The organism is Rhizobacter sp. OV335, from assembly GCF_900142965.1.
Classification (GTDB): domain Bacteria; phylum Pseudomonadota; class Gammaproteobacteria; order Burkholderiales; family Burkholderiaceae_C; genus Rhizobacter.
Map to the genome: position 1 here is coordinate 16623 of NZ_FRCQ01000018.1, position 18642 is coordinate 35264.

19 protein-coding genes are annotated in these 18642 nt (G+C 70.3%); 8 read left to right on the forward strand and 11 right to left on the reverse strand.

The annotated features are described in order from the left end of the window. The first annotated feature begins 20 nt into the window (after positions 1 to 20). Complete coding sequence (locus tag BUE42_RS18530; protein ID WP_073466734.1) at positions 21 to 953, forward strand: LysR substrate-binding domain-containing protein; 933 nt, start codon at positions 21 to 23, stop codon at positions 951 to 953. Between the two features lie 73 nt (positions 954 to 1026). Next, the gene (locus BUE42_RS18535) at positions 1027 to 2163 is read left to right on the forward strand and encodes an alpha-hydroxy acid oxidase (RefSeq protein WP_073466735.1); all 1137 of its coding nucleotides are present in this window, start codon (positions 1027 to 1029) and stop codon (positions 2161 to 2163) included. Positions 2164 to 2167: 4 nt separating this feature from the next. On the opposite strand, the gene BUE42_RS18540 is transcribed toward BUE42_RS18535, so the two are convergent. Next, positions 2168 to 3070 (reverse strand): LysR family transcriptional regulator, encoded by a 903-nt coding sequence (locus tag BUE42_RS18540; protein WP_073466736.1) that lies wholly within the window; start codon positions 3068 to 3070, stop codon positions 2168 to 2170. Between the two features lie 105 nt (positions 3071 to 3175). Between BUE42_RS18540 and BUE42_RS18545 the strand changes: the two genes are divergently transcribed. From BUE42_RS18545 to BUE42_RS18555, 3 genes are all read left to right on the forward strand, one after another. Beyond that, on the forward strand, positions 3176 to 3817 hold the full coding sequence (locus BUE42_RS18545; RefSeq protein WP_073466737.1) for an NAD(P)-dependent oxidoreductase: 642 nt from the start codon (positions 3176 to 3178) through the stop codon (positions 3815 to 3817). A 76-nt stretch (positions 3818 to 3893) separates the two neighbouring features. Next, a complete protein-coding gene (locus BUE42_RS18550; RefSeq protein ID WP_143171591.1) occupies positions 3894 to 5138 on the forward strand; it encodes a glycoside hydrolase family 5 protein in 1245 nt (414 codons plus the stop codon). Between the two features lie 34 nt (positions 5139 to 5172). Next, the gene (locus tag BUE42_RS18555) at positions 5173 to 5439 is read left to right on the forward strand and encodes a hypothetical protein (RefSeq protein ID WP_073466739.1); all 267 of its coding nucleotides are present in this window, start codon (positions 5173 to 5175) and stop codon (positions 5437 to 5439) included. A 21-nt stretch (positions 5440 to 5460) separates the two neighbouring features. Here the strand turns inward: BUE42_RS18555 and BUE42_RS18560 are convergent, their stop codons facing one another. The 9 genes from BUE42_RS18560 to BUE42_RS18600 all read right to left on the reverse strand — a co-directional run bounded on the left by BUE42_RS18560 (position 5461) and on the right by BUE42_RS18600 (position 13501). Next, complete coding sequence (locus BUE42_RS18560; protein ID WP_073466740.1) at positions 5461 to 6285, reverse strand: class I SAM-dependent methyltransferase; 825 nt, start codon at positions 6283 to 6285, stop codon at positions 5461 to 5463. Next, on the reverse strand, positions 6282 to 7370 hold the full coding sequence (locus tag BUE42_RS18565) for a rhodanese-like domain-containing protein (RefSeq protein WP_073466852.1): 1089 nt from the start codon (positions 7368 to 7370) through the stop codon (positions 6282 to 6284). The genes BUE42_RS18560 and BUE42_RS18565 overlap by 4 nt, the downstream gene beginning before the upstream one ends. A 14-nt stretch (positions 7371 to 7384) precedes the next feature. Next, positions 7385 to 7798 carry a DUF6691 family protein gene (locus tag BUE42_RS18570; RefSeq protein WP_073466741.1) on the reverse strand — a complete coding sequence of 138 codons (414 nt, stop codon included), beginning with the start codon at positions 7796 to 7798 and terminating at the stop codon, positions 7385 to 7387. Between the two features lie 11 nt (positions 7799 to 7809). Further along, positions 7810 to 8253, reverse strand: a complete 444-nt coding sequence (locus tag BUE42_RS18575; protein ID WP_073466742.1) for a YeeE/YedE family protein — start codon at positions 8251 to 8253, stop codon at positions 7810 to 7812. 98 nt (positions 8254 to 8351) lie between these two features. Then, positions 8352 to 9017 (reverse strand): Crp/Fnr family transcriptional regulator, encoded by a 666-nt coding sequence (locus tag BUE42_RS18580; RefSeq protein ID WP_073466743.1) that lies wholly within the window; start codon positions 9015 to 9017, stop codon positions 8352 to 8354. 25 nt (positions 9018 to 9042) lie between these two features. Then, complete coding sequence (locus BUE42_RS18585) at positions 9043 to 10359, reverse strand: ABC transporter permease (RefSeq protein WP_200798989.1); 1317 nt, start codon at positions 10357 to 10359, stop codon at positions 9043 to 9045. A gap of 13 nt (positions 10360 to 10372) precedes the next feature. Continuing rightward, on the reverse strand, positions 10373 to 11539 hold the full coding sequence (locus BUE42_RS18590; RefSeq protein WP_073466745.1) for an ABC transporter permease: 1167 nt from the start codon (positions 11537 to 11539) through the stop codon (positions 10373 to 10375). Next, on the reverse strand, positions 11536 to 12228 hold the full coding sequence (locus BUE42_RS18595) for an ABC transporter ATP-binding protein (RefSeq protein WP_073466746.1): 693 nt from the start codon (positions 12226 to 12228) through the stop codon (positions 11536 to 11538). Before BUE42_RS18595 ends, BUE42_RS18590 begins: the two co-directional genes overlap by 4 nt. Before the next feature lie 37 nt (positions 12229 to 12265). Continuing rightward, positions 12266 to 13501 (reverse strand): efflux RND transporter periplasmic adaptor subunit, encoded by a 1236-nt coding sequence (locus BUE42_RS18600; RefSeq protein ID WP_200798990.1) that lies wholly within the window; start codon positions 13499 to 13501, stop codon positions 12266 to 12268. Positions 13502 to 13649: 148 nt separating this feature from the next. Between BUE42_RS18600 and BUE42_RS18605 the strand changes: the two genes are divergently transcribed. Continuing rightward, positions 13650 to 14213: a hypothetical protein gene (locus tag BUE42_RS18605; protein ID WP_073466747.1), complete on the forward strand. Its 564-nt coding sequence runs from the start codon at positions 13650 to 13652 to the stop codon at positions 14211 to 14213. Between the two features lie 22 nt (positions 14214 to 14235). On the opposite strand, the gene BUE42_RS18610 is transcribed toward BUE42_RS18605, so the two are convergent. Further along, positions 14236 to 15870 (reverse strand): FAD-binding oxidoreductase, encoded by a 1635-nt coding sequence (locus BUE42_RS18610; RefSeq protein WP_159445453.1) that lies wholly within the window; start codon positions 15868 to 15870, stop codon positions 14236 to 14238. 196 nt (positions 15871 to 16066) lie between these two features. Between BUE42_RS18610 and BUE42_RS18615 the strand changes: the two genes are divergently transcribed. Beyond that, on the forward strand, positions 16067 to 17659 hold the full coding sequence (locus BUE42_RS18615; protein ID WP_073466749.1) for a GGDEF domain-containing protein: 1593 nt from the start codon (positions 16067 to 16069) through the stop codon (positions 17657 to 17659). A gap of 52 nt (positions 17660 to 17711) precedes the next feature. After that, on the forward strand, positions 17712 to 18638 hold the full coding sequence (locus tag BUE42_RS18620) for a YncE family protein (protein ID WP_073466750.1): 927 nt from the start codon (positions 17712 to 17714) through the stop codon (positions 18636 to 18638). The last annotated feature ends 4 nt before the right edge of the window (positions 18639 to 18642 follow it).

Here is an 18642-nt window from a genome sequence, read left to right on the forward strand (position 1 = left end):
GCGGCCTATCATCGCGCTTCATGAACCTGCCCGACCTCCGCTACCCGTCGATCGACGGCCTGCGCGCCTTCGAGTGCGCCGCCCGCCTCGGCAGCTTCGAGCGCGCGGCCGATGAACTGCATGTGACGGCGAGTGCGATCGGAAAGCGCATCGCGACGCTGGAAGAACTGCTCGGCACGCCGCTGCTGGCGCGCTCGGCGCGGGCGCTGGTGCTGACGCCTGCCGGCAAGGAGTACCTGGCGCAGGTCGCGACGGCGCTCGGGCTGCTCGCCGCGGTGCCGCTGCACCAGCGCGCCGCGCAGCAGGTGCGGCGGCTGCGCATCACCGCGCCACCGACCTTCGCGCGCCAGGTGCTGGTGCCGCACCTGCAGCAGTTCACCGAGGCGCATCCGCAAGTCGAGCTGGAGATCGTGCTGTCGATCCCCTTCCTCGACGTGGCGGGCAGCGAGGCGGACATCGAGGTGCGGCACCTCGACGACACACCGGCCGACGCAGCGCCGCTGATGCAGGACGTCGTGATGGCGATGGCCGCGCCCGCGCTGATCGCCCGGCTGGCGCCGTTGCGCACGCCGGCCGACCTGGCCGAGGCGCCGCTGCTGCGCACGCCGATCGAACCGTGGACGCCGTGGTTCCGCGCCGCGGGCCTGGACTGGGGCGAGCCGATCCACGGCACGAAGCTGGTCGACCTGGGGCTGACGCTGGAGGCGGCGGTCAGCGGCCAGGGCGTCGTGCTGGCACGGCCGAGCCTGGCGCGGCCCTGGTTGGCGAGCGGTGCGCTGCGACCGCTGTTCGCGCTGGCCACGACGCCGACGCGGCAATACCGGCTGCTGCCGCATGCAGCCGAAGGCGCGGCGCCGGCCTTTGCGCAGTGGCTGCGCGAGACCTGCGGTGCGGTGGCGAGCGAAGCGTTGGCCGAAGCGAGAGCGTTGGTTGCGGCGCAGGTTTCGGGTTAGTCCGGAAGATCTTTCCGGCATCCAAGGCCAGCCCGGCGGCTAGCATCTCCGGTTGCCCCGAACCGGAGACCCCATGCCCGTCATCACCTGCATCGAAGACCTTCGCGTGCTCGCCGAGAAACGCGTGCCGCGCATGTTCTACGACTACGCCGACTCCGGCTCGTACACCGAGGGCACCTACCGCGCCAACCAGAGCGAGTTCCAGAAGATCAAGCTGCGCCAGCGCGTGGCCGTCAACCTGGCGAACCGCTCGCTGCGCACGCAGATGATCGGCGTCGACGTGGCGATGCCGGTGGCGCTGGCGCCGATCGGCATGTGCGGCATGCAGCATGCCGACGGCGAGATTCACGCCGCGCGCGCGGCCGAGAAGTTCGGCGTGCCGTTCACGCTGTCGACGATGAGCATCGCGTCGATCGAGGACGTGGCCGCCAACACCAAGGCGCCGTTCTGGTTCCAGCTCTACGTGATGAAGGACAGGGATTTTGTCGAGCGGCTGATCGACCGCGCCAAGGCCGCGAAGTGCGGCGCGCTGGTGCTGACGCTGGACCTGCAGATCCTCGGGCAGCGGCACAAGGACTTGAAGAACGGCCTGTCGGCCCCGCCGAAGCCGACCATCGCGAACCTGATCAACCTGGCGACCAAGCCGCGCTGGTGCATGGCGATGCTGTGCACGCAGCGGCGCACGTTCGGCAACATCGTCGGGCATGTGAAGGGCGTGGCCGACATGTCCTCGCTGGGCTCGTGGACGGCCGACCAGTTCGACCCGGCGCTGAGCTGGGCCGACGTCGAATGGATCAAGAAGCGCTGGGGCGGCAAGCTGATCCTGAAGGGCATCCTGGATGCGGAAGACGCCCGCCTCGCAGCCGACACCGGCGCGGATGCGCTGATCGTGTCGAACCACGGCGGGCGGCAGCTCGATGGCGCCTTGTCGTCGATCGAAGCCCTCCCGGGCATCGTCGACGCGGTGGGGTCACGCATCGAGGTCTGGCTGGACGGCGGGATCCGCTCAGGCCAGGACGTTCTCAAAGCGATGGCCCTGGGTGCCAAAGGCACGATGATCGGCCGCTCCTTCATCTACGGTCTCGGCGCGATGGGCGAGGCCGGGGTGACGAAGGCGCTTCAGGTCATCGCGAAGGAGCTGGACACGACGATGGCGTTTTGTGGGAAGACCGACATTCGCCATGTCGATCGCGCCGTGCTGAATCCGTGAGGGGTCAGGCCGATGCGCCCGGCACCGCGACCAGAAACTCCTCCAACGCCGCCACCGCGTGCCGCACCTTCGCCGGCTGACCATCGCGTTGCGGCGTCACGGCCCACACCGGAATTCCCGGCATCTGCCAGTCGGGCATCAGCTGCACCAAGCGCCCCGCGCGCAGGTCCTCATCCACATCCGCCCGCGTCAGCAGCGCGACCCCCAGCCCGGCCAGGCACATCTGCTGCAGGCTCAACTGGTTGTTGCTGGTGATGCGCGCCTCCAGCCGCAGCGATTCGTGCTCGCCCTCGGCGCGCCGCATCTCGAACGCCAGTACCGTGCCGTCGCGTGACAGCACGATCCACTGGTGCGCCAGCAATTCCTTCGGTGCCTGCGGCGTGCCGTGGCGGTGCAGGTAGGCCGGTGCGGCGCACAGGATCCACGAGAAGCTGCACAGCCGCCGCGCGACGTGCGTCGAATCGGGCATGCGCCCGGCGCGCAACGCGAGGTCGATGCGCGCGTCGATCAAATCGATCATCGCGTCGTCCACCAGCAGCCGCAGCGTCAGCGCCGGGTGGCCGGCCAGCAGCGGCGCCAGCGCCGGCGCGATGTAGCGTGCAAAGCCCACCGGCGCCGAGATCCGCAGCTCGCCCGTCGGCGCATCGTGCGCCAGCGTCAACTGCCGGCGCGCCTGCTCGGCGGCGTCCACCATCGCGCGGCAGTGCTCGGCGAAGCGCGCACCGGCATCGGTCAGCGTCAGCTTGCGCGTCGAGCGGTGCAGCAGCGTCACACCGCTGCCCTGCTCCAGCGCACGCATCTGCTGGCTCACCGCCGAGGTGCTCATGCCCTGCGCCCGTGCGGCGCCGCTCATCGAGCCGTGGCGCACCACCTCGGCAAACAAGGCCATGCGGCGAAGGTCATCCATGGTCGTGAAGCACAGCTAAAGAATGTTGTTCGAAATGAGCGACTGGCGCGCCCATTGTGAAGCCGGGATCATCCCATCATCGACAACCACTCCCAGGAACACGCCATGAAGATCGCCCTGATCGGTGCCACCGGCTTCGTCGGCACCGAGGTGCTGAAAGAACTGCTGTCGCGCGGCCACCAGGTGACCGCGCTGGCACGCACGCCGTCCAAGCTGCCCGCGCAGCTCGGCCTCAAGGTCGTGAAGGCCGACGCGCTCGACGCCGCCCAGGTGGCCGCCGCAGTCGAAGGCCATGACGCCGTGATCGATTCGTACAACCCGGGCTGGAGCGAGCCGCGCATCCATGACATGTTCCTGGAGGGCACGCGCGCCATCGTCGACGGCGTCAAACGCTCGGGCGTCAAGCGCGTGCTGATCGTCGGCGGCGCCGGCAGCCTGTTCGTCGCGCCCGGCGTGCAGCTGGTCGACACGCCGCACTTCCCGGCCGAATACAAGCAGGGCGCACTGGCCGCCCGCGAAGCGCTGAACCAGATCCGCAACGAGAGCGCGCTGGACTGGACCTTCCTGTCGCCCGCCGCATTGCTCGCGCCAGGCCCGCGCACCGGCAAATTCCGCATCGGTACCGAGGAGTTGCTGATGGATGGCGACAAGCCGGCCGGCCTGTCGGTGGCCGACCTCGCGGTCGCGATCGTCGACGAGATCGAGACGCCGAAACACATCCGCAAGCGCTTCACAGCCGCTTACTGATTCCCTGGGTTTGCGGGGGTCGGCTCGGGCGCTCGTTCTGGAGACAATCCCGCCACAAACACAGGAGGGGTTTCACGTGTCCGATGTCTTGCGCGCTGATCTGGCGAGCCGCCGCTTCGTCTTGAAGGGTCTGAGTTCCGCCGTGCTGCTGGCCCTGGCGGCCTGCGGCGGGGGTGGCGGCGACAGCAGCCCCGCTCCGGCCCCCGTCGGCGGCACGCCGCCCGCCCCCGTGCCGCCGGCCCCGGTCCCACCCGCGCCACCGGCGCCCGGCCTGCCGCCGCTGTCGGCCGCGCTGCCCCGCCTGCGCGGCACCAGCATCTTCCCGGACCAGGGCTGGACCGACCCCACCGCCAGCCATTGGCAGAACGTGCCCGAGCTGCCGACCGCCGGCGCCAACGTGGCACGGTTGTTCATCCAGCCGTTCGACTTCAAGACCGGCGCCGCGCTGCTGCCCGGCCAGCCGCTGGCCGCGCGCCTGCAGGCCTCGGTCGCGCAATGGGGCACGCTGATCGACTGGTGCCTGTCGAAGCGCATGCATGTGGTGCTGGCGGCCACGCTCGACGTCAACTGGCCGAGCCGCGGCGTGTGGCCCGACGACGGCCGCGCGCTGTGGTCCGACCCGTCGGCGCAGTCCGAGTTCGTCGAGGCCTGGGGCGAGCTGGCGCAGCAGTACCTCGGCGTGCAAGGCATCGTGTTCGACCTGCTGAACGAGCCGCAGGGGCGCACCGCTGGTGAGATCGACAACAACCACGCGGCGGCCAAGGACGCGTGGAACCTGCTGCACCAGCTCGCGCTGGCGCAGATCCGGCACGTGGATGCCGACCGCTGGGTGATCGTGCAGCCGGTGTGGGGCGACCAGAAGAACTTCGCCGACCTGCAACCCAATGGCGACGCGAAGACGGTCTACAGCTTCCACCACTACGGCCCGCATTACTTCACGCACCAGGGCGAAGGCGGCTTCCCGGCGGCAGGAACGGTGGGCTACCCAGGCGTCACCCGCGACAACGACTCCACCGCGCCGCAGCTGTGGAACAAGGCGGCGCTGGCCATCGACATGCAGCCGGCACTCGACTACGCCGCCACGCACTCGGTGCGGATGATGCTGGGCGAGGTCGGCTGCACTCGCGCGGCGCCGTCGGCCGACCGCGGGCGCTGGGTGGCCGACGCGATGTCGCTGGCCGAGGCGGCCGGGCTGGACATCGTCTACTACCAGTACGACGGCTGGGGCGTGCCGGGCGATTTCGCGGCCGGCTGGGCGTTCGAGAACTCGTCGGTCACCGACACGGTGCTGGCCTCGTTCGCGTTGAACAAGACGGCCTGACTGGCTACAGTCGTTGATTCAGCGGGACCCCACCATGACGCTCGACCAATTGCACGCCGTGAAGCAGTGGCATGTCGGCCACCGCGAGCTGCAGCCGGTCGAGTACCACGCCTGGGATGCCGTGCTGACGCTCTGGGTGATGGGCTGGATGGGGCTGCCGGCCTCGCTGCTGCTGCGCCAGCCGGTCGCGGTCGGCGCGTGCATGCTGCTGTTCTTCGTGCCCGGGCGCTATGTGGCGCTGCGGCGCTGGCTGCACCGGGCCCGGCGGCTGCGTTGCGACTGGCTGACCTCGCTGCGCTGAGGAACGCTCACCGCCCCTCGGCTACGCGTCCTTGCGCACCGCGACGACGTGTGCCTGGATCTGCCCGTCGACCGCACCCCGCCCGAAGCGCGCGGCCAGCGCCTCGGCGCAAGCCGCCGTCGCATCGGCCAAGTCGCCGGCGGACCGCGCCTCGATCTCGTTGCGCAACGGCGTGCCCTCGCAGTAGGCCCGTGCCACCGCCTGCGCCGACGCGGCCCGGCTGCGCGCGCGCAGCGTCTCGACATGCACCGTCTCGCGCCAGCCCCCGGCCTGCAAGTCGGCTTCGATCGCCGGGCGCTCGAAGTAGCCGTGCGGCGTGCGCGCCATGAAGCGCGGCGGGTCCTGCGGCCAGCGCACGGCCAGCGCCTGTGTCACCGTGTCGGCAAACTCGTTCTCCTCGATGCGGTCCCACACGTTGAACAGCAGCGTGCCGCCGCGCCGGAGCACGCGCCGCGCCTCGGCGAAGGCACGTGCCTTGTCCGGAAAGAACATCGCGCCGAACTGGCAGACGACGAGCTCGAAGCGCCCGTCCTCGAAGGGCAGCTGCAGCGCATCGGCCTGCTGCCACTGCACCGGCCGCGACGTGCCGACCGCGGCGGCGCGCGCCAGCATCGGTGGGTTCAGGTCGGTGGCCACCAGCGCCACCGCCTCGGGCAGGGCCGTCGCCAGCGCGCGCGTGACGACGCCGGTGCCTGCTGCCGTCTCCAGCACGCTGGCCGGCCCGATCTGCACCGCGCGGTGCGCCAGGTCGGCCGCATACGGCGCAAAGATCAACGGCACCAGCTGCGTGTCGTAGAGATCGGGAATCGAGCCGGCGAACACCGTGTCGGAACCAGGTCTGTTCATGGGCTTCTCCAGTGCGCTGCACCCTCCACCGGAAAGGCTTCGGCGTGCCAGCGCAGCATGCCACCAGCCAGGTTGGCCAGCTCATTGAAACCCGCTTTCTGCAGCAACACCAGCGCCTGCGCCGAGCGCGCGCCCGAGCGGCACACCGCCACCACCGGACGATCGCGCGCGATCTCGCCGCTGCGCGCCACCAGCTCGGGCAAGGGCACGAGCCGCGCACCGCGGATGTGGCCGAAGCCATCGCTGAACTCCGACGGCTCGCGCACGTCGATCACCTGCACGTCCCCGGCCGCCAGGCGCTCGGCCAGCGCCGTCGGCTGGATCTCCCACACACCGCCGAAGCTGAAGCTGAGCGGCGCCCAGGTCGGCTCCTGCGGCAGCGCGGCCTCGCTCTCGGGCCGCCCGCAGCGCAGGTTGGCCGGCACCGCGATCTGCATCAGCTTCGGGTGCGGCAGGCCCAGGTTCGTCATGTAGCCCTCGAAGTCTGCGAGGCTCGCGTCGCCGCCCAGGCGCGGGTTGTAGCGGCGCTCCTCGGCCACGCTGGTCACCGTGAGCCCGCGGTAGTCATGCGCCGGGTACAGCAGGCAGTCCGGCGACAGCGACAGGATCTGCTGCTGCACCGAGCGGTACAGCTGCCCCGCGCTGCCCTGCTGGAAATCGGTGCGGCCGCAGCCGCGGATCAGCAGCGCATCGCCGGTGAACGCCATGCGTTCGTCGTCCATCACATAGGTGAGGCAGCCGTCGGTGTGGCCAGGCGTGGCGCGCACCTGCAGGCAGCGCGTACCGAAGGCCACTCGATCGCCATGCGCCAGCAACCGGTCGGCCTCATGCACACCGGCCGCCTGCGACAACAGGATGAGGCTGCCCAGGCGCTGCTTCAGCAGCCACGCGCCGGTGACGTGGTCGGCATGCACATGCGTTTCGAGCGTCGCGATCAGCCGCAGGCCCAGTTCGCGCAGCAGGGCGGCATCGCGGCGCACATGCTCGTAGACCGGGTCGATCAGCACCGCCTCGCCCGTCACCGCATCGCCGAGCAGGTAGGTGTAGGTGGACGACGGCGCGTCGAAGAGTTGGCGAAAGACCAGCATGGCGGCTCCTCTCAGCGGGCGGCGAGCCAGCGGTCGTGGATCGCCATGCCGGCCAGCATCGCCGCGACGAACACCGCCGCCGGCCACCAGCCGCGGGCCAGCGCCACCAGCGCCGGCCCCGGACAGAAGCCGCCGATGCCCCAGCCGATGCCGAACAGCACGCCGCCGCCGATCAGCCGTGCATCGATGCGGGTGCTGCCCGGGATGTCCATCGCCGCGCCGGACCAGGCCGTGCGGCGGCGCCGCGCGATCGCGAAGGCCGGCAGCCCGACCGCGATCGCGCCGGCCATCACCAGCGCGAGGCTCGGGTTCCACGCACCGGCGAGGTCGAGAAACCCCTTGACCTTGGCCGGATCGGTCATGCCGCCGGCGATCAACCCGAGGCCGAAGACCAGGCCGCCCAGCAACGCGATGAAGGATCCCATCGGCGCCGCCTTCAGAAGAGGTGCCGCAGCACGAACACGGTGGCGAAGCCGGCGCCCATGAAGGCCAGCACGTTCACCAGCGAGCGCAGCGACAGGCGGCTCAACCCGCACACGCCGTGCCCGCTGGTGCAGCCGTTGCCCAGGCGCACGCCGATGCCCACCAGCAGGCCGGCCGCGATCAACGCGCCGGGCCCGACATCGACCGAGACGGCCGGCCACGGCGCCCACAGCCGCCAGGCCCAGGGCGCGAGGAGCAGGCCGCCGATGAAGGCCAGCGAGCCGCGATGCGCCTTCAGCGGCGCACGCGCCAGCAGCGCCCGCCACGGCGCCCCGACGATGCCGGCAATGCCGGCGATGCGGCCGTTGCCGAGCAGGTAAAGGGCAGTCGCCAGCCCGATGCCCAGGCCGCCGGCCAGCGAGGCCCACGGGGTGAAGCTGTTCCAGTCGATGCTCATGCGAGAACGCGGTGACGAGGCCGAAGCCGATCGGCGCAGTGTGGCGCAAGCGGCCGGCGGCCTCTGTGACCCAGGTCACACAGCCGGCGCGGCCACCCTCACAGCGAGACGAAGCGCGCCAGCGCCGCCGCGTCCAGCACCTCGATCTGCTCTCGCCCGAGCCGCAGCCAGCCCTGGTCCGCGAAGTTCTTCAGCAGCCGGCTGACGATCTCGCGCACGCTGCCCAGCTCGTCGGCCAGCGCCTGGTGCGTGGTGTGCAGCGGCGATTCGCGCGCCACCAGCAGCGCCGCCAGCCGCTGGTCGAGCTTCTGGAAAGCGACCGCCGACACCAGGGCCATCAGGTCGGTGAGCCGCTGCGAGAAGTTGCTGAACACATGCTCGCGAAACGACTCCAGCTGCGCCATCAGGCGCTTGAACGCCGCCGGCGGCAGCACGACGAGCTCGATGTCGCATTCGGCCGTGCCGCGCGCGTGGTACGGCGCGTGGCCGAGCAGGCAGCTGCTGGTCAGGATGCAGCTGTCACCCGGCCGCACCTGGTACAAGTGCAACGCGCGCCCGTTGGGCGCCGCCTTGACGATGCGCACGCTGCCCGACAGCAGCAGCGGCAAGCCCCGGCACGGCTGGTTCTCGTCGAACATCAGGCTGCCGGCCGGCATGCGCAGCAGCGCGGCGTCGGTCAGCAGCTCCGCCAGCTGCGCGGCGGGCAACTCGCGCAGCATCGGGTAGCGCTGCAGCACCAGGGCCTGGGTCGCGGCATCGATCATCGCCCCGCCTTCGGCTGCACCCCGCTCAGAGCTCGCGCAACGCGGTCGTCACCGGCAGCCGCGCCGCGCGCACCGCCGGGAACAGCCCGCCGATGAAGCCGATCGCGAGCGCCCATTTGAGCCCCGTCCACAGCAGGTCGGGCGACACCCGCAGCGCAAAGCTCAGCTTGCCGACCGAGCCGGCGGCCATCGTCGACGCGCCGTAGCCGTCGAACACCCCCCACGCCAGCAGCCCGCCGAGCACGCCGCCGAGCAGCGCCAGCAGCATCGTCTCGAGCATCACCGCCACCACCACCGGCAGGCCCGAGAAGCCGATCGCGCGCAGCGTCGCGATCTCGCGCGCCCGCGCCGCCACCGCGGCGAACATCGTGTTCAGCGCGCCGAACATCGCGCCGATCGCCATGATCGAGCCGACCGTGATGCCGATGATGCGCAGCACCTTGGTCACGCCTTCGGATTGCTTGCTGAAGTAGTCAAGCGTGGTCGTCACGTCGACCTGCAGCTGCGGGTTCGATTCGAGCGCGGCCTTCAGCGTCTTGAAGGACTGCGGATCGGCCAGCCGCGCCGTCACCGAGGTGCGGCTGGCGGCGCGGCGATAGGTGTCGGCGACCACGTTGCCGTCGGCCCAGATCTCGGATTCGAGCGCGTCGCCGGTCGCGAACACGCCGGCCACCGTCCAGGTCTGCGCGCCCAGCCGCACCGTGCCGCCCGGCACCAGCCCGGCGAACTGCCGTGCCGCGCCCTGCCCCACCACCAGCTCGCGCAGGCCCGGCCCGAAGGCCTTGCCGGCGATGATCTTCGCCTGCGGGCGCACCGCCCAGGCGCGCTCGCCGACGCCGCGCAGCTGCACGCTGCCCGTTTCATCGGGCGCGCCGCCCTTCACCGGCAGGTTGGCCGCCACCACCAGCTCTTCGGAGGCCAGCGGCTCGCCCTTGTCGTTGCGCGCGATGCCGTCGGCCTGCTGGATCAGCGCGATGCTGTCGCGCGTCAGCACCGACGACACCTCCGAGGCCGAGCCGCCGCGCATCACGATCACGCTGTCGGTGCCGCCGGTGCGACGCAGCGTCTCGGCATAGCCCTCGGCCATCGACAGCAGCGAGACCAGCACGCCGACCACGCCGGCGATGCCGACCACGATCACGCCCGAGGCGCCCAGCCGCTGCGTCAGCGTGCTGATGCCGACGTTGGCCACCGACAGCGTCTGCCGGCCGCGCCGCGTCAGCAGCAGCCAGCCGGCCAGCAGCACCGCCAGCGCCAGCGCGCCCGGCCACGGCAGCATCACCCAAGCCGCCAGCACGACGGCCAGCAGCACCAACAAGCCCACATTGATCAACCAGTTCACGCGCATCTCCCGTTCAGCGGCCCGCGAGGGCATCGACGATGTTCAGGCGCATCGCGTTCCAGGCCGGCAAGGCGCCCACCACGATGCCGATGCCGGCCATCAGCGCGAGGCCGAGCACCCAGCTGCTGGTACCGACCGACGGCAGGTTCAGCATGCCACCGCTGCCGGCACTGACCACCGGAATGATCACGGTCGCCAGGCCCAGCCCGATCAGCCCGCCCAGCACCAGCAGCAGCACCGATTCGGCCAGCACCATCGCGAGCACGCTGCGGCCCGAGAAGCCGATCGTCTTCAGCACCGCGATCTCGCTGGTGCGTTCGCGCACCGCCTGCATCATCGTGTTGCCCGACAGCAGCAGCAGCGTGAAGAACACCGCGCCCATGATCGAGCCGACGATCAGCCCGATGTCGGCCAGCTGCTTCATCCACGACGCGGTGGCCGCCTGCTCGGTCTGCGTGCGCGTCTCGTGGTCGGAGTTGGCCGACAGCGCATCGATCGCCTTCGCGACGCGGTCGGCCTGGTTCACGTCGGTCACGCGCGTCACGTACCAGCCGGCGTTGCCCTGGTTGTACGGCGTCGTCTCGTCGAAGTACTTCCAGTTCAGCAGGAACATCTGGTCGAAGAAGCCGCCGGTCTTCTTGTCGGTGGCATGCAGGATGCCGACGATGTCGAACTGCCAGTTCTTGCTGCCCGAGCGGTCGGGGAAGATGTTCGACTGCAACGGCACCCGGTCGCCCACCTTCCAGCCGAAGCGCTGCGCGAGCTTCTCGCCCACCAGCGCGCCGGTGCGGGTGCTGGCGAACGCCTTGCGCTCGGCCTCGGTCACCGCGACCTCGGGGAACAGGTCGAGGTAGTTCGGCGCCACCGCGAAGCTGAACACCTGGTTGTGCGGGTCTTGATACGCGCCGCCGAACCAGTTGGCATAGGCCACCGCCTTCACGCCGTCGACGCGCTCGATCTGCTGCGTGAGCGACAGCGGCAGCGTCTGGATGAACGACAGCTTCGAGCCGGTCTGCAGCCGCGCCGCGCCGTTGGCGCTCTGCCCGGCCTGCGAGAACGAGGTGCGCACGGCATCGAGCAGGCCGAACAGCAGGAAGGCCGCGATGATGGAGACCAGCGTCAGCACCGTGCGCGTCTTGCGCCGGAACAGCGAGGCCCAGACGAGGTGGAGGTACTTCATGCTGCCAGCTCGGCCTGCCCGACCAGGCTGCCCTTGTCGAGGTGGTGGGTGCGGTGGGCGTACTCGGCGGCCTTCGGGTCGTGGGTCACCATCACGATGGTCTTGCCGTGGTCGCGGTTCAGCACGCGCAGCAGGCCCAGCACGTCTTCGGCCGACTGGCGGTCGAGGTCACCGGTGGGTTCGTCGCAGACCAGCAGCATCGGGTCGGAGACGATGGCGCGCGCGATCGACACCCGCTGCTGCTGGCCGCCCGACAGCTCGGTCGGCTTGTGCGAGGCGCGGTCGGCCAGCCCCACCAGCTGCAGCGCGATGGCCGCGCGCTTCTTGCGCTCGGCGGACGACAGCTTGGTCAGCAGCAGCGGCAACTCGACGTTGCGCTGCGCCGACAGCATCGGCATCAGGTTGTAGAACTGGAACACGAAGCCGACGCGCGACGCGCGCCACTTGGCCAGGGCTGCCGACTTCAGCTGGTCGATGCGCTGGCCGCCGACGCTGATGCTGCCGCCGGTGGGCACGTCGAGCCCGCCGATCAGGTTCAGCAGCGTGGTCTTGCCCGAGCCCGACGGGCCCATCAGCGCGACGAAATCGCCCTGGGCGACCTCGAGGTCGATGTGGTGCAGCACCTCGACCTTCTGGCGGCCACGCTCGTACACCTTGGACAGGTCGCGGATCTCGATCAGCTGGGCCATGGTTTCTCCTGGGGGTTCCGTCTTGTTGAAATGCAGCTCACTCGGCGTCGTCGGCCCGCACGGCCGCACCGTCCTTCAGTGAATCCGGCGGCGACACGACGACGCGCTCGCCCGCCTTGACAGCGTCGGGCAACAGCTTCTGGCCGCCGATGTCGCCCGCCGCCGGCTTCACGCTGCGCTGCTGCACGCGGCCGTCGGCGACGACGAACACCACCGTGCCGCCGTCGCGCTGCGCCAGCGCCTGCGGCGGCACCAGCACGCCCTTGGGCGCGGGCCGTGGCGCACCGTCAGCGCCGGCCGCGGGCTTCGCGCTGAGGAAGGACACGCGCACGCCCATGTCGGGCACCATGCGCGCGTCTTTCTGTTCGAAGCCGACGCGCACCTTGACGGTCGCCTTGCCGCGGTCGGCCGACGGCACGATCGCGATCACGTGCGCGGGCACGCGCCAGTCGGGGTAGGCGTCGAGCACGGCCTCGACCGGCATGCCCGGCTTGACCTGGCCGATGTAGGCCTCGCTGACGTCGACATCGACCTCCAGCGAACTCATGTCGACGATGGTGCCGACGCCGGTGCGAGTGAAGCCGCCGCCGGCCGACAGCGGCGAGACGATCTCGCCGACCTGGGCCGCCTTCACGGTGATGACGCCGGCGAACGGCGCGCGCACGGTGGTGTAGTCGAAGTTGACCTGCGCCTGCGCGACCTGCGCGCGCGCCGCATCGGATTCGCGCCGGCGCGCCTCGAGCATCGCCGTGGCACTGGCGAGCGCGGTGCGGGCCTGCTCGGCGCCCTGCTTCGTCGTCATGCCGCTGGCGGAGAGTTCGTCCTGGCGCCGCGCATCGGCCGCGGCCTGGGTCAGCTGCGCCTGGGCTTGTGCCACCTGGGCCTGCGTCGAGGCCAGGTTGGCCCGCGCGAGGTTCAGCGTCGCGCGCACCGCGCCGTTTTCGAGGCGCGCGAGCACCTGGCCCTTCTCGACACGGTCGCCCTCCTCGATCAGCACCTCGGTGAGCGTGCCGGTCAGCTGGGTGGAGACGGTGGCCTGGCGGCGCGCGGTGATGTAGCCGGTGGCCTGCAGGATCGCGCCGGCCCCGCCGCCGGCCCGTGGGGCGGTGGCGGCCGCGGTCTTGACGGCGAGCGGCCGGCCGCCGAGGAACCACCAGGCGCCGCCGCCGAGCAAGGCGAGCACGACCACGGTCGCCAGAACCACCCAGACCCAGCGCGGCACGCCGCCACCTTCGTCGTCACGTTCGCGGTGGTCGATCCGCAGTTCGTTCAACAGATTCGCGTCGATGTCGCATCCCCTGGTCTGCACGCAGCCGGCGATTATTGTCGAGACTGGCCCGCATCGGCCATCCCAACATTGCGGATTCGCGTCGACACCCGATCGCTATCCTTCGCGTTCCACATCCAGGGAGGAAACAAGCATGAAACCATCGATCCTGCTGCTGAGCGCAGCGCTGGCCTGGCCCTTCGCCGCCATGGCCGACCACGTCACCGTCAACTTCACCGCGCGCGTGCTCACCTCGAGCGGCACGCGGCCGCCGGTCGGTGCCACCTTCACCGGGGCCTACGTGTTCGATTCGAACCCGGCCGCGTACACGCAATGGCCGGACCCGACGCTGCCGGGCTACCTCGGCTACGAGACCTTCGCAAGCACCTACGGGCTCACGATGCAGTGGCCCTCCGGCCCGATCGATTTCACGCAGGGTGGCGGCGTCACCGTGGAAGTGTTCGACAACGGCACGAGCTCGTACCCGCTGCCGGTCGCGGGCGACGCGACGCTGTTCGGCGTGAAGCGCAGCAACGTGATCTACCGGCTGTCGCTGTTCGGGCCGGCCACCTCGTTCACCGGCAGCGCGCTGCCCACCGAGCCCTGGCTCTCAGGCCAGTGGACCAGCGGCACCTTCACGATCCGCGACCAGAACATCTTCAGCACGGTGCTGACGGCCGAGATCATCGGCACCAGCGTCAGTTCGCTGCCGGACTGACGGAGGCCGCTGCCGGCAACGCTTACTGGTACGGCTGCAATTGCGACGCCGTCCAGCGCGCGTCGAGCACGATCGGCTGCTGCAGCCACTGCTGCAGCCACGCCGGCAGCTCGATCACCGGCCCGATGCCGCCGCCCGGCGGCATCAGCGGGCCGACCTCCTGCGCGAAGCGGAAGGCGTGCGTCGGGTCGTACTTCAGCTTCACCGCGTACAGCCCGGCCTGCGCATCGGCCCAGTAGGCCGGGCCATAAGCAGGCTGGTCCGGCCGCGGGTAGTTCTGGTAGATCTCGCCGTTCCACATCGGCGCCATCAGGTCCATCCAACCGAGCAGGAAATCCTGCGACGCCTGCTTGTGCGCCTCGTCGAACCAGAACACGTCGAGCACCGCGTTGAAGGCCGAGCTGCGGTGCACGAAGGCGTTGGCCTGCGGCGGCACCGCGTTGATCGCGCCGCCGTAGAACTCCATGTAGAAGTAGGTCAGCTCGTTCGGTGCGGTGACGAAGTACTCCAGCAGCCCGCGCCACTCGGCAGGCGCGAGCGGGCGCGTCACGTAGCGCGAGGCCTTGTCCTCGCACGGCATCGGGCTGTCGGGCGCCAGGCACGGCATGCCGTAGGGCTGGTCCAGCAAGGCCTTGTTGAGGTTGTAGTAGGTGTCCATCGCGGTCCACTGCGTGATCGCACCCGGCAGGTCGCACAGCGGCTGAATCGCCGCCTGCCCGTCAGCCTGCGATCCGACATACAGCCCGCGCACCATCAGATAGGGCTGCTGCGGCTCCAGCGGCAACCCGCCCTGCGTGCCCGGCTGGTAGCACAGCGACACCTGGATGTTCAGTTCTTGCGGCAGCGCCGCCAGCATGTAGCCCGACTGCAGTGCCATCAGCGCGCCGGTGGCGTTCGCGAAATCGCCCTCGCTCTGCAGCGGCCAGATCAGCGCCCAGCCGAACACGTCGCCGAGCGGGCGCAACTGATAGCGCACCGACAGCAGCACGCCGAAGTTGCCGCCGGTGCCGCCGCGCATCGCCCACCACAGGTCGGTGTTGGCGACCGAACTCGCGGTGACGACGCGGCCGTTGGCCAGCATCACCCGCATGTCGATCACGTTGTCGCAGTTCATCCCGAAGGTGACCGACGTGAAGCCGTAGCCGCCGCCCTGCAGGTAGCCGCCGATGCAGACGTCCTGGCACTCGCCGCCCGGCACGTGCAGGCCGGCCTGGTCGAGCGCGAGGTCGAGCTTGCTGAACGGGCAGCCGGTGCCGACAGTGGCGGTCTGCGCCGCGGCGTCGATCGTGACCTCGTTCAGCGCGCTGACGTCGATCAGCACGCCGTAGCCGGCCGAGAAGCCGGCCGTGCAGTGGCCGCCGGAGCGCACGGTGAACGGCAGGATCACGTCCTGCGCGAGCTTCAGCGCGATCGCGACGTCGCTCTCGACGGCGCAGTAGACGATCGCCACTGGGTAGGCGTTGAACACCGGGTTGAAGAGCTGGCGGTCGGCGTTGTAGTCGGGGTTGTCGGGCAGCACGATGTGCCCTTGCAGCGCGGCCTGCGCGGCCTTCAGCTGCGGCAGCGGGATCTGGTCGAAGGCGCTGGCCGCCAGCCCCTCCCAGTGTTGGAACAGCGCGCGGTCGCGCACGAGCTTGCGGTTGTGTTGAAGAGACATGCAGCGGAGCTCCCTGTGAGGACGCGGCAGCGTAGGCGATGCCCTGCCCCTGCGCAAGGCGCGGTTTCGAGGAAGTTCGCACATTGAATACCGCGCCGTTTCCGCTAGCATCGGCGCTGGACTCCCCGCGGGGCACGACCCCCACCCGAATTCGCCACCGAACAAGCGCATGGCAGCTGACGCGTCCACCCGACCCTTGACGTCTCCAGACGAAGCACTGGCCGCGGCCTACGCCGCGCTGGACGACGGCCATGTGCAGGCGGCGCGCAACATCGTGCAGGCGGTGCTGAAGAATGCGCAGGGCACCGACCTGCATGTCGAAGCCCGTGCGCTGTCGTGCCTGGCGCATTGCGACCGCGTCACCTCCCGCCTGCGGCGCGCCGCCGAGACGAGTCGCCGTGCCGCCCAGCTCTTCGAGCGGCTGGGCGACGTGCACGGCGAGGCCAACGCGCTGACCACCCTGGCCCATGTCTGCATGCTGCTCGGCCGCAATGCCGAGGCCGTCGAGGCGGCGCTGCTGTGCGTGCGCCTGTGCGACAAGCTGCCGACGCAGGCGCAGTCCGTGCTCGCGCACAACTGCCTGGGCCTCGCCTGCTCGTGGAGCGGTGACCACGACCGCGGCGACGCCTCCCTCGAACTCGCGATCCAGGCCGCGCGCCGCTGCGTGCCGCCGGTCAGCATCTACCAGCCGCGCCTGAACCAGGTGTGGATCGAGGCCTCGCGCCTGCTCGACGAGCGCTACCAGACCGGCCGCATCGCCAGCCTCGCGCGCATGGACAGCCTGATGCGCGAGTGCCGCGAGCTCGAACTTGCCGGCAACGGCCTGGCGGTGCTGCCGGGGCTGCAGACGATGGCGAAGACGATCTCGCTCGCGTCGTCCGGCGTGCTGGCGGCCTGGCAAGGCGACCTGGCCGGCGCCCGGCTCGCGGTCGAGGCCGCCGCCCGTTCGCTGACCGGCACGATGACCTGGCTCGACTCGTTCGTGCGCTGGTGCATCGCCGAGCTGGCGATGGCGCAACACGACTGGGAGACGGCCGAGCGCGAGCTGATCGAGATGCGCGAGATGGCGCTGGCCGTCGAGCACGAGCAGCTGGCGTGCCGGGCCCACCTGGTGCTCGCGCAGGTCTTCGAGCGGCAGGGCAAGCATGTGCTGGCACAGCGCGAGCACCGGGCGCTGCGCCGCCGCGAGCAGCGGGTGGTGGCCGAGGGCATGAGCAGCCGCGAATCGATGGTGGCGTGGCAGCTCGGCGCGCGCCAGAGCGAGCGCCACCTGCAGCAGGCGCTGGTGGTGTCGAAGCAGTTCGAACGCTGGTCGCTGGAAGACGCGCTGACCGGCCTCGCGAACCGGCGGCATCTCGAGCAGCAACTGGCCGCGCGGCTGCAGGCGCTGCAGTCCGAGCAACGCCCGCTCACCGTCGCGATGGTCGACGTCGACAAGTTCAAGTCGGTCAACGACCGCTTCACGCACAGCATCGGCGACCGCGTGCTGAAGACGGTGGCCGCACTGATGGCCTCGCAGGTGCGCGACGGCGACCTGCCGGCACGCTGGGCCGGCGACGAATTCGTGATCCTGTTCCCCGACACCACCGAGGACGAAGCGCAGCCGGTGTGCGAGCGCATCCGCGCGGCGGTCTCGGGCTTCGACTGGGAGTCGATCGCGCCTGGCCTGCGGCTGTCGGTCAGCATCGGGCTCGGTGAGGCCCGCGAAGGCGATACGATCGAGTCGGCGCTGCACCGCAGCGATGCATCGATGTACAGCGTGAAGCCGACCGAGTCGACGCACGCCTGAGCCGACGGGGCCCCTGATGGCCCCGTTTTCCTGACCCACTTTTCCCACCCCCATGACACGACGTCCTTTCCTCGCCAGCGCGCTGGCCGTTCTGCTGATCAGCCTGTCCGCCTGCGGTGGCGGTGGCGACGAAGCCGGCAATTCGTCCGGCAACGACGGCACCAAGGTGCTGTTCGTGCCCGACAAGGCGCATGCCGTCGTCGGCGCGCTGTCGACGCTGTCGCCGGCCGTGGGCAGCGTCAAGATCGACACCTTCGCGTTCGGCGCGTTCTCGGGCGACAACCTGCAGTACGACCCGGTGCGCGACGAGCTGTACGGCGCAACGCTCGCGGCCGCGCAGGTCAGCATCTCGGTCTACGGGTCGGCGAGCCGCGGCTCGGCCGGCGCCGCGCTGGTGCGTTCGTTCAAGCTGCCGGCCGACGTCGTCCGCGCGAACTGGCTGACGCTCGACCGCGCCACCGGCACGCTGTACATCTCGACGAACCGCCAGGCCGACAACACGCTGCTGGTCTACAAGAACGCGGCCACCTTGACCGGCACGCCGACGCCGGATCGAAACCAGGCGTTCAATGGGCTCCTGCAGCCGACCTTCGACTTCACGCGCGGCATCATCTACGCTGGCCAGTCCCGGCTCGCCCTCGCGACCGGCCAGCAGATCGCCACGCTGCCGGCACTGCCGGTCGGCGGCACCTCGATCGCGATCGATTCGCAGCGCGACGTGCTCTACCTCGCCAACTCGACCGACAACACGCTGCGCGTCATCACGCAGGCGAGCACCGCCAATGCCGCGATCGTTGCGACGCTGCCGGTGCCCAACATCCAGTACGTGACGGTGGACCCGGCGAACAACCGCCTGTACGTGAGCGTCCTCGCGACCGCGTTCGTGTTCGAGAACGCCAGCACGATCAGCGGCAATGCCGCGACGGCCTCCACGATCACGTCGGCGGGCTCGACGCTGGGCGGCGTGGCATTCCGCTGAACGA

What these genes read in the sequence shown, in the direction of transcription:
- BUE42_RS18545 (WP_073466737.1), top strand. Translation starts at nt 3,176, where the DNA reads ATGAAGATCGCCCTGATCGGTGCCACCGGCTTCGTCGGCACCGAGGTG.
- BUE42_RS18610 (WP_159445453.1), bottom strand. Translation starts at nt 15,870, where the DNA reads ATGTCTCTTCAACACAACCGCAAGCTCGTGCGCGACCGCGCGCTGTTC.
- BUE42_RS18605 (WP_073466747.1), top strand. Translation starts at nt 13,650, where the DNA reads ATGAAACCATCGATCCTGCTGCTGAGCGCAGCGCTGGCCTGGCCCTTC.
- BUE42_RS18580 (WP_073466743.1), bottom strand. Translation starts at nt 9,017, where the DNA reads ATGATCGATGCCGCGACCCAGGCCCTGGTGCTGCAGCGCTACCCGATG.
- BUE42_RS18540 (WP_073466736.1), bottom strand. Translation starts at nt 3,070, where the DNA reads ATGGATGACCTTCGCCGCATGGCCTTGTTTGCCGAGGTGGTGCGCCAC.
- BUE42_RS18555 (WP_073466739.1), top strand. Translation starts at nt 5,173, where the DNA reads ATGACGCTCGACCAATTGCACGCCGTGAAGCAGTGGCATGTCGGCCAC.
- BUE42_RS18535 (WP_073466735.1), top strand. Translation starts at nt 1,027, where the DNA reads ATGCCCGTCATCACCTGCATCGAAGACCTTCGCGTGCTCGCCGAGAAA.
- BUE42_RS18570 (WP_073466741.1), bottom strand. Translation starts at nt 7,798, where the DNA reads ATGGGATCCTTCATCGCGTTGCTGGGCGGCCTGGTCTTCGGCCTCGGG.
- BUE42_RS18575 (WP_073466742.1), bottom strand. Translation starts at nt 8,253, where the DNA reads ATGAGCATCGACTGGAACAGCTTCACCCCGTGGGCCTCGCTGGCCGGC.
- BUE42_RS18560 (WP_073466740.1), bottom strand. Translation starts at nt 6,285, where the DNA reads ATGAACAGACCTGGTTCCGACACGGTGTTCGCCGGCTCGATTCCCGAT.
- BUE42_RS18620 (WP_073466750.1), top strand. Translation starts at nt 17,712, where the DNA reads ATGACACGACGTCCTTTCCTCGCCAGCGCGCTGGCCGTTCTGCTGATC.
- BUE42_RS18595 (WP_073466746.1), bottom strand. Translation starts at nt 12,228, where the DNA reads ATGGCCCAGCTGATCGAGATCCGCGACCTGTCCAAGGTGTACGAGCGT.
- BUE42_RS18590 (WP_073466745.1), bottom strand. Translation starts at nt 11,539, where the DNA reads ATGAAGTACCTCCACCTCGTCTGGGCCTCGCTGTTCCGGCGCAAGACG.
- BUE42_RS18530 (WP_073466734.1), top strand. Translation starts at nt 21, where the DNA reads ATGAACCTGCCCGACCTCCGCTACCCGTCGATCGACGGCCTGCGCGCC.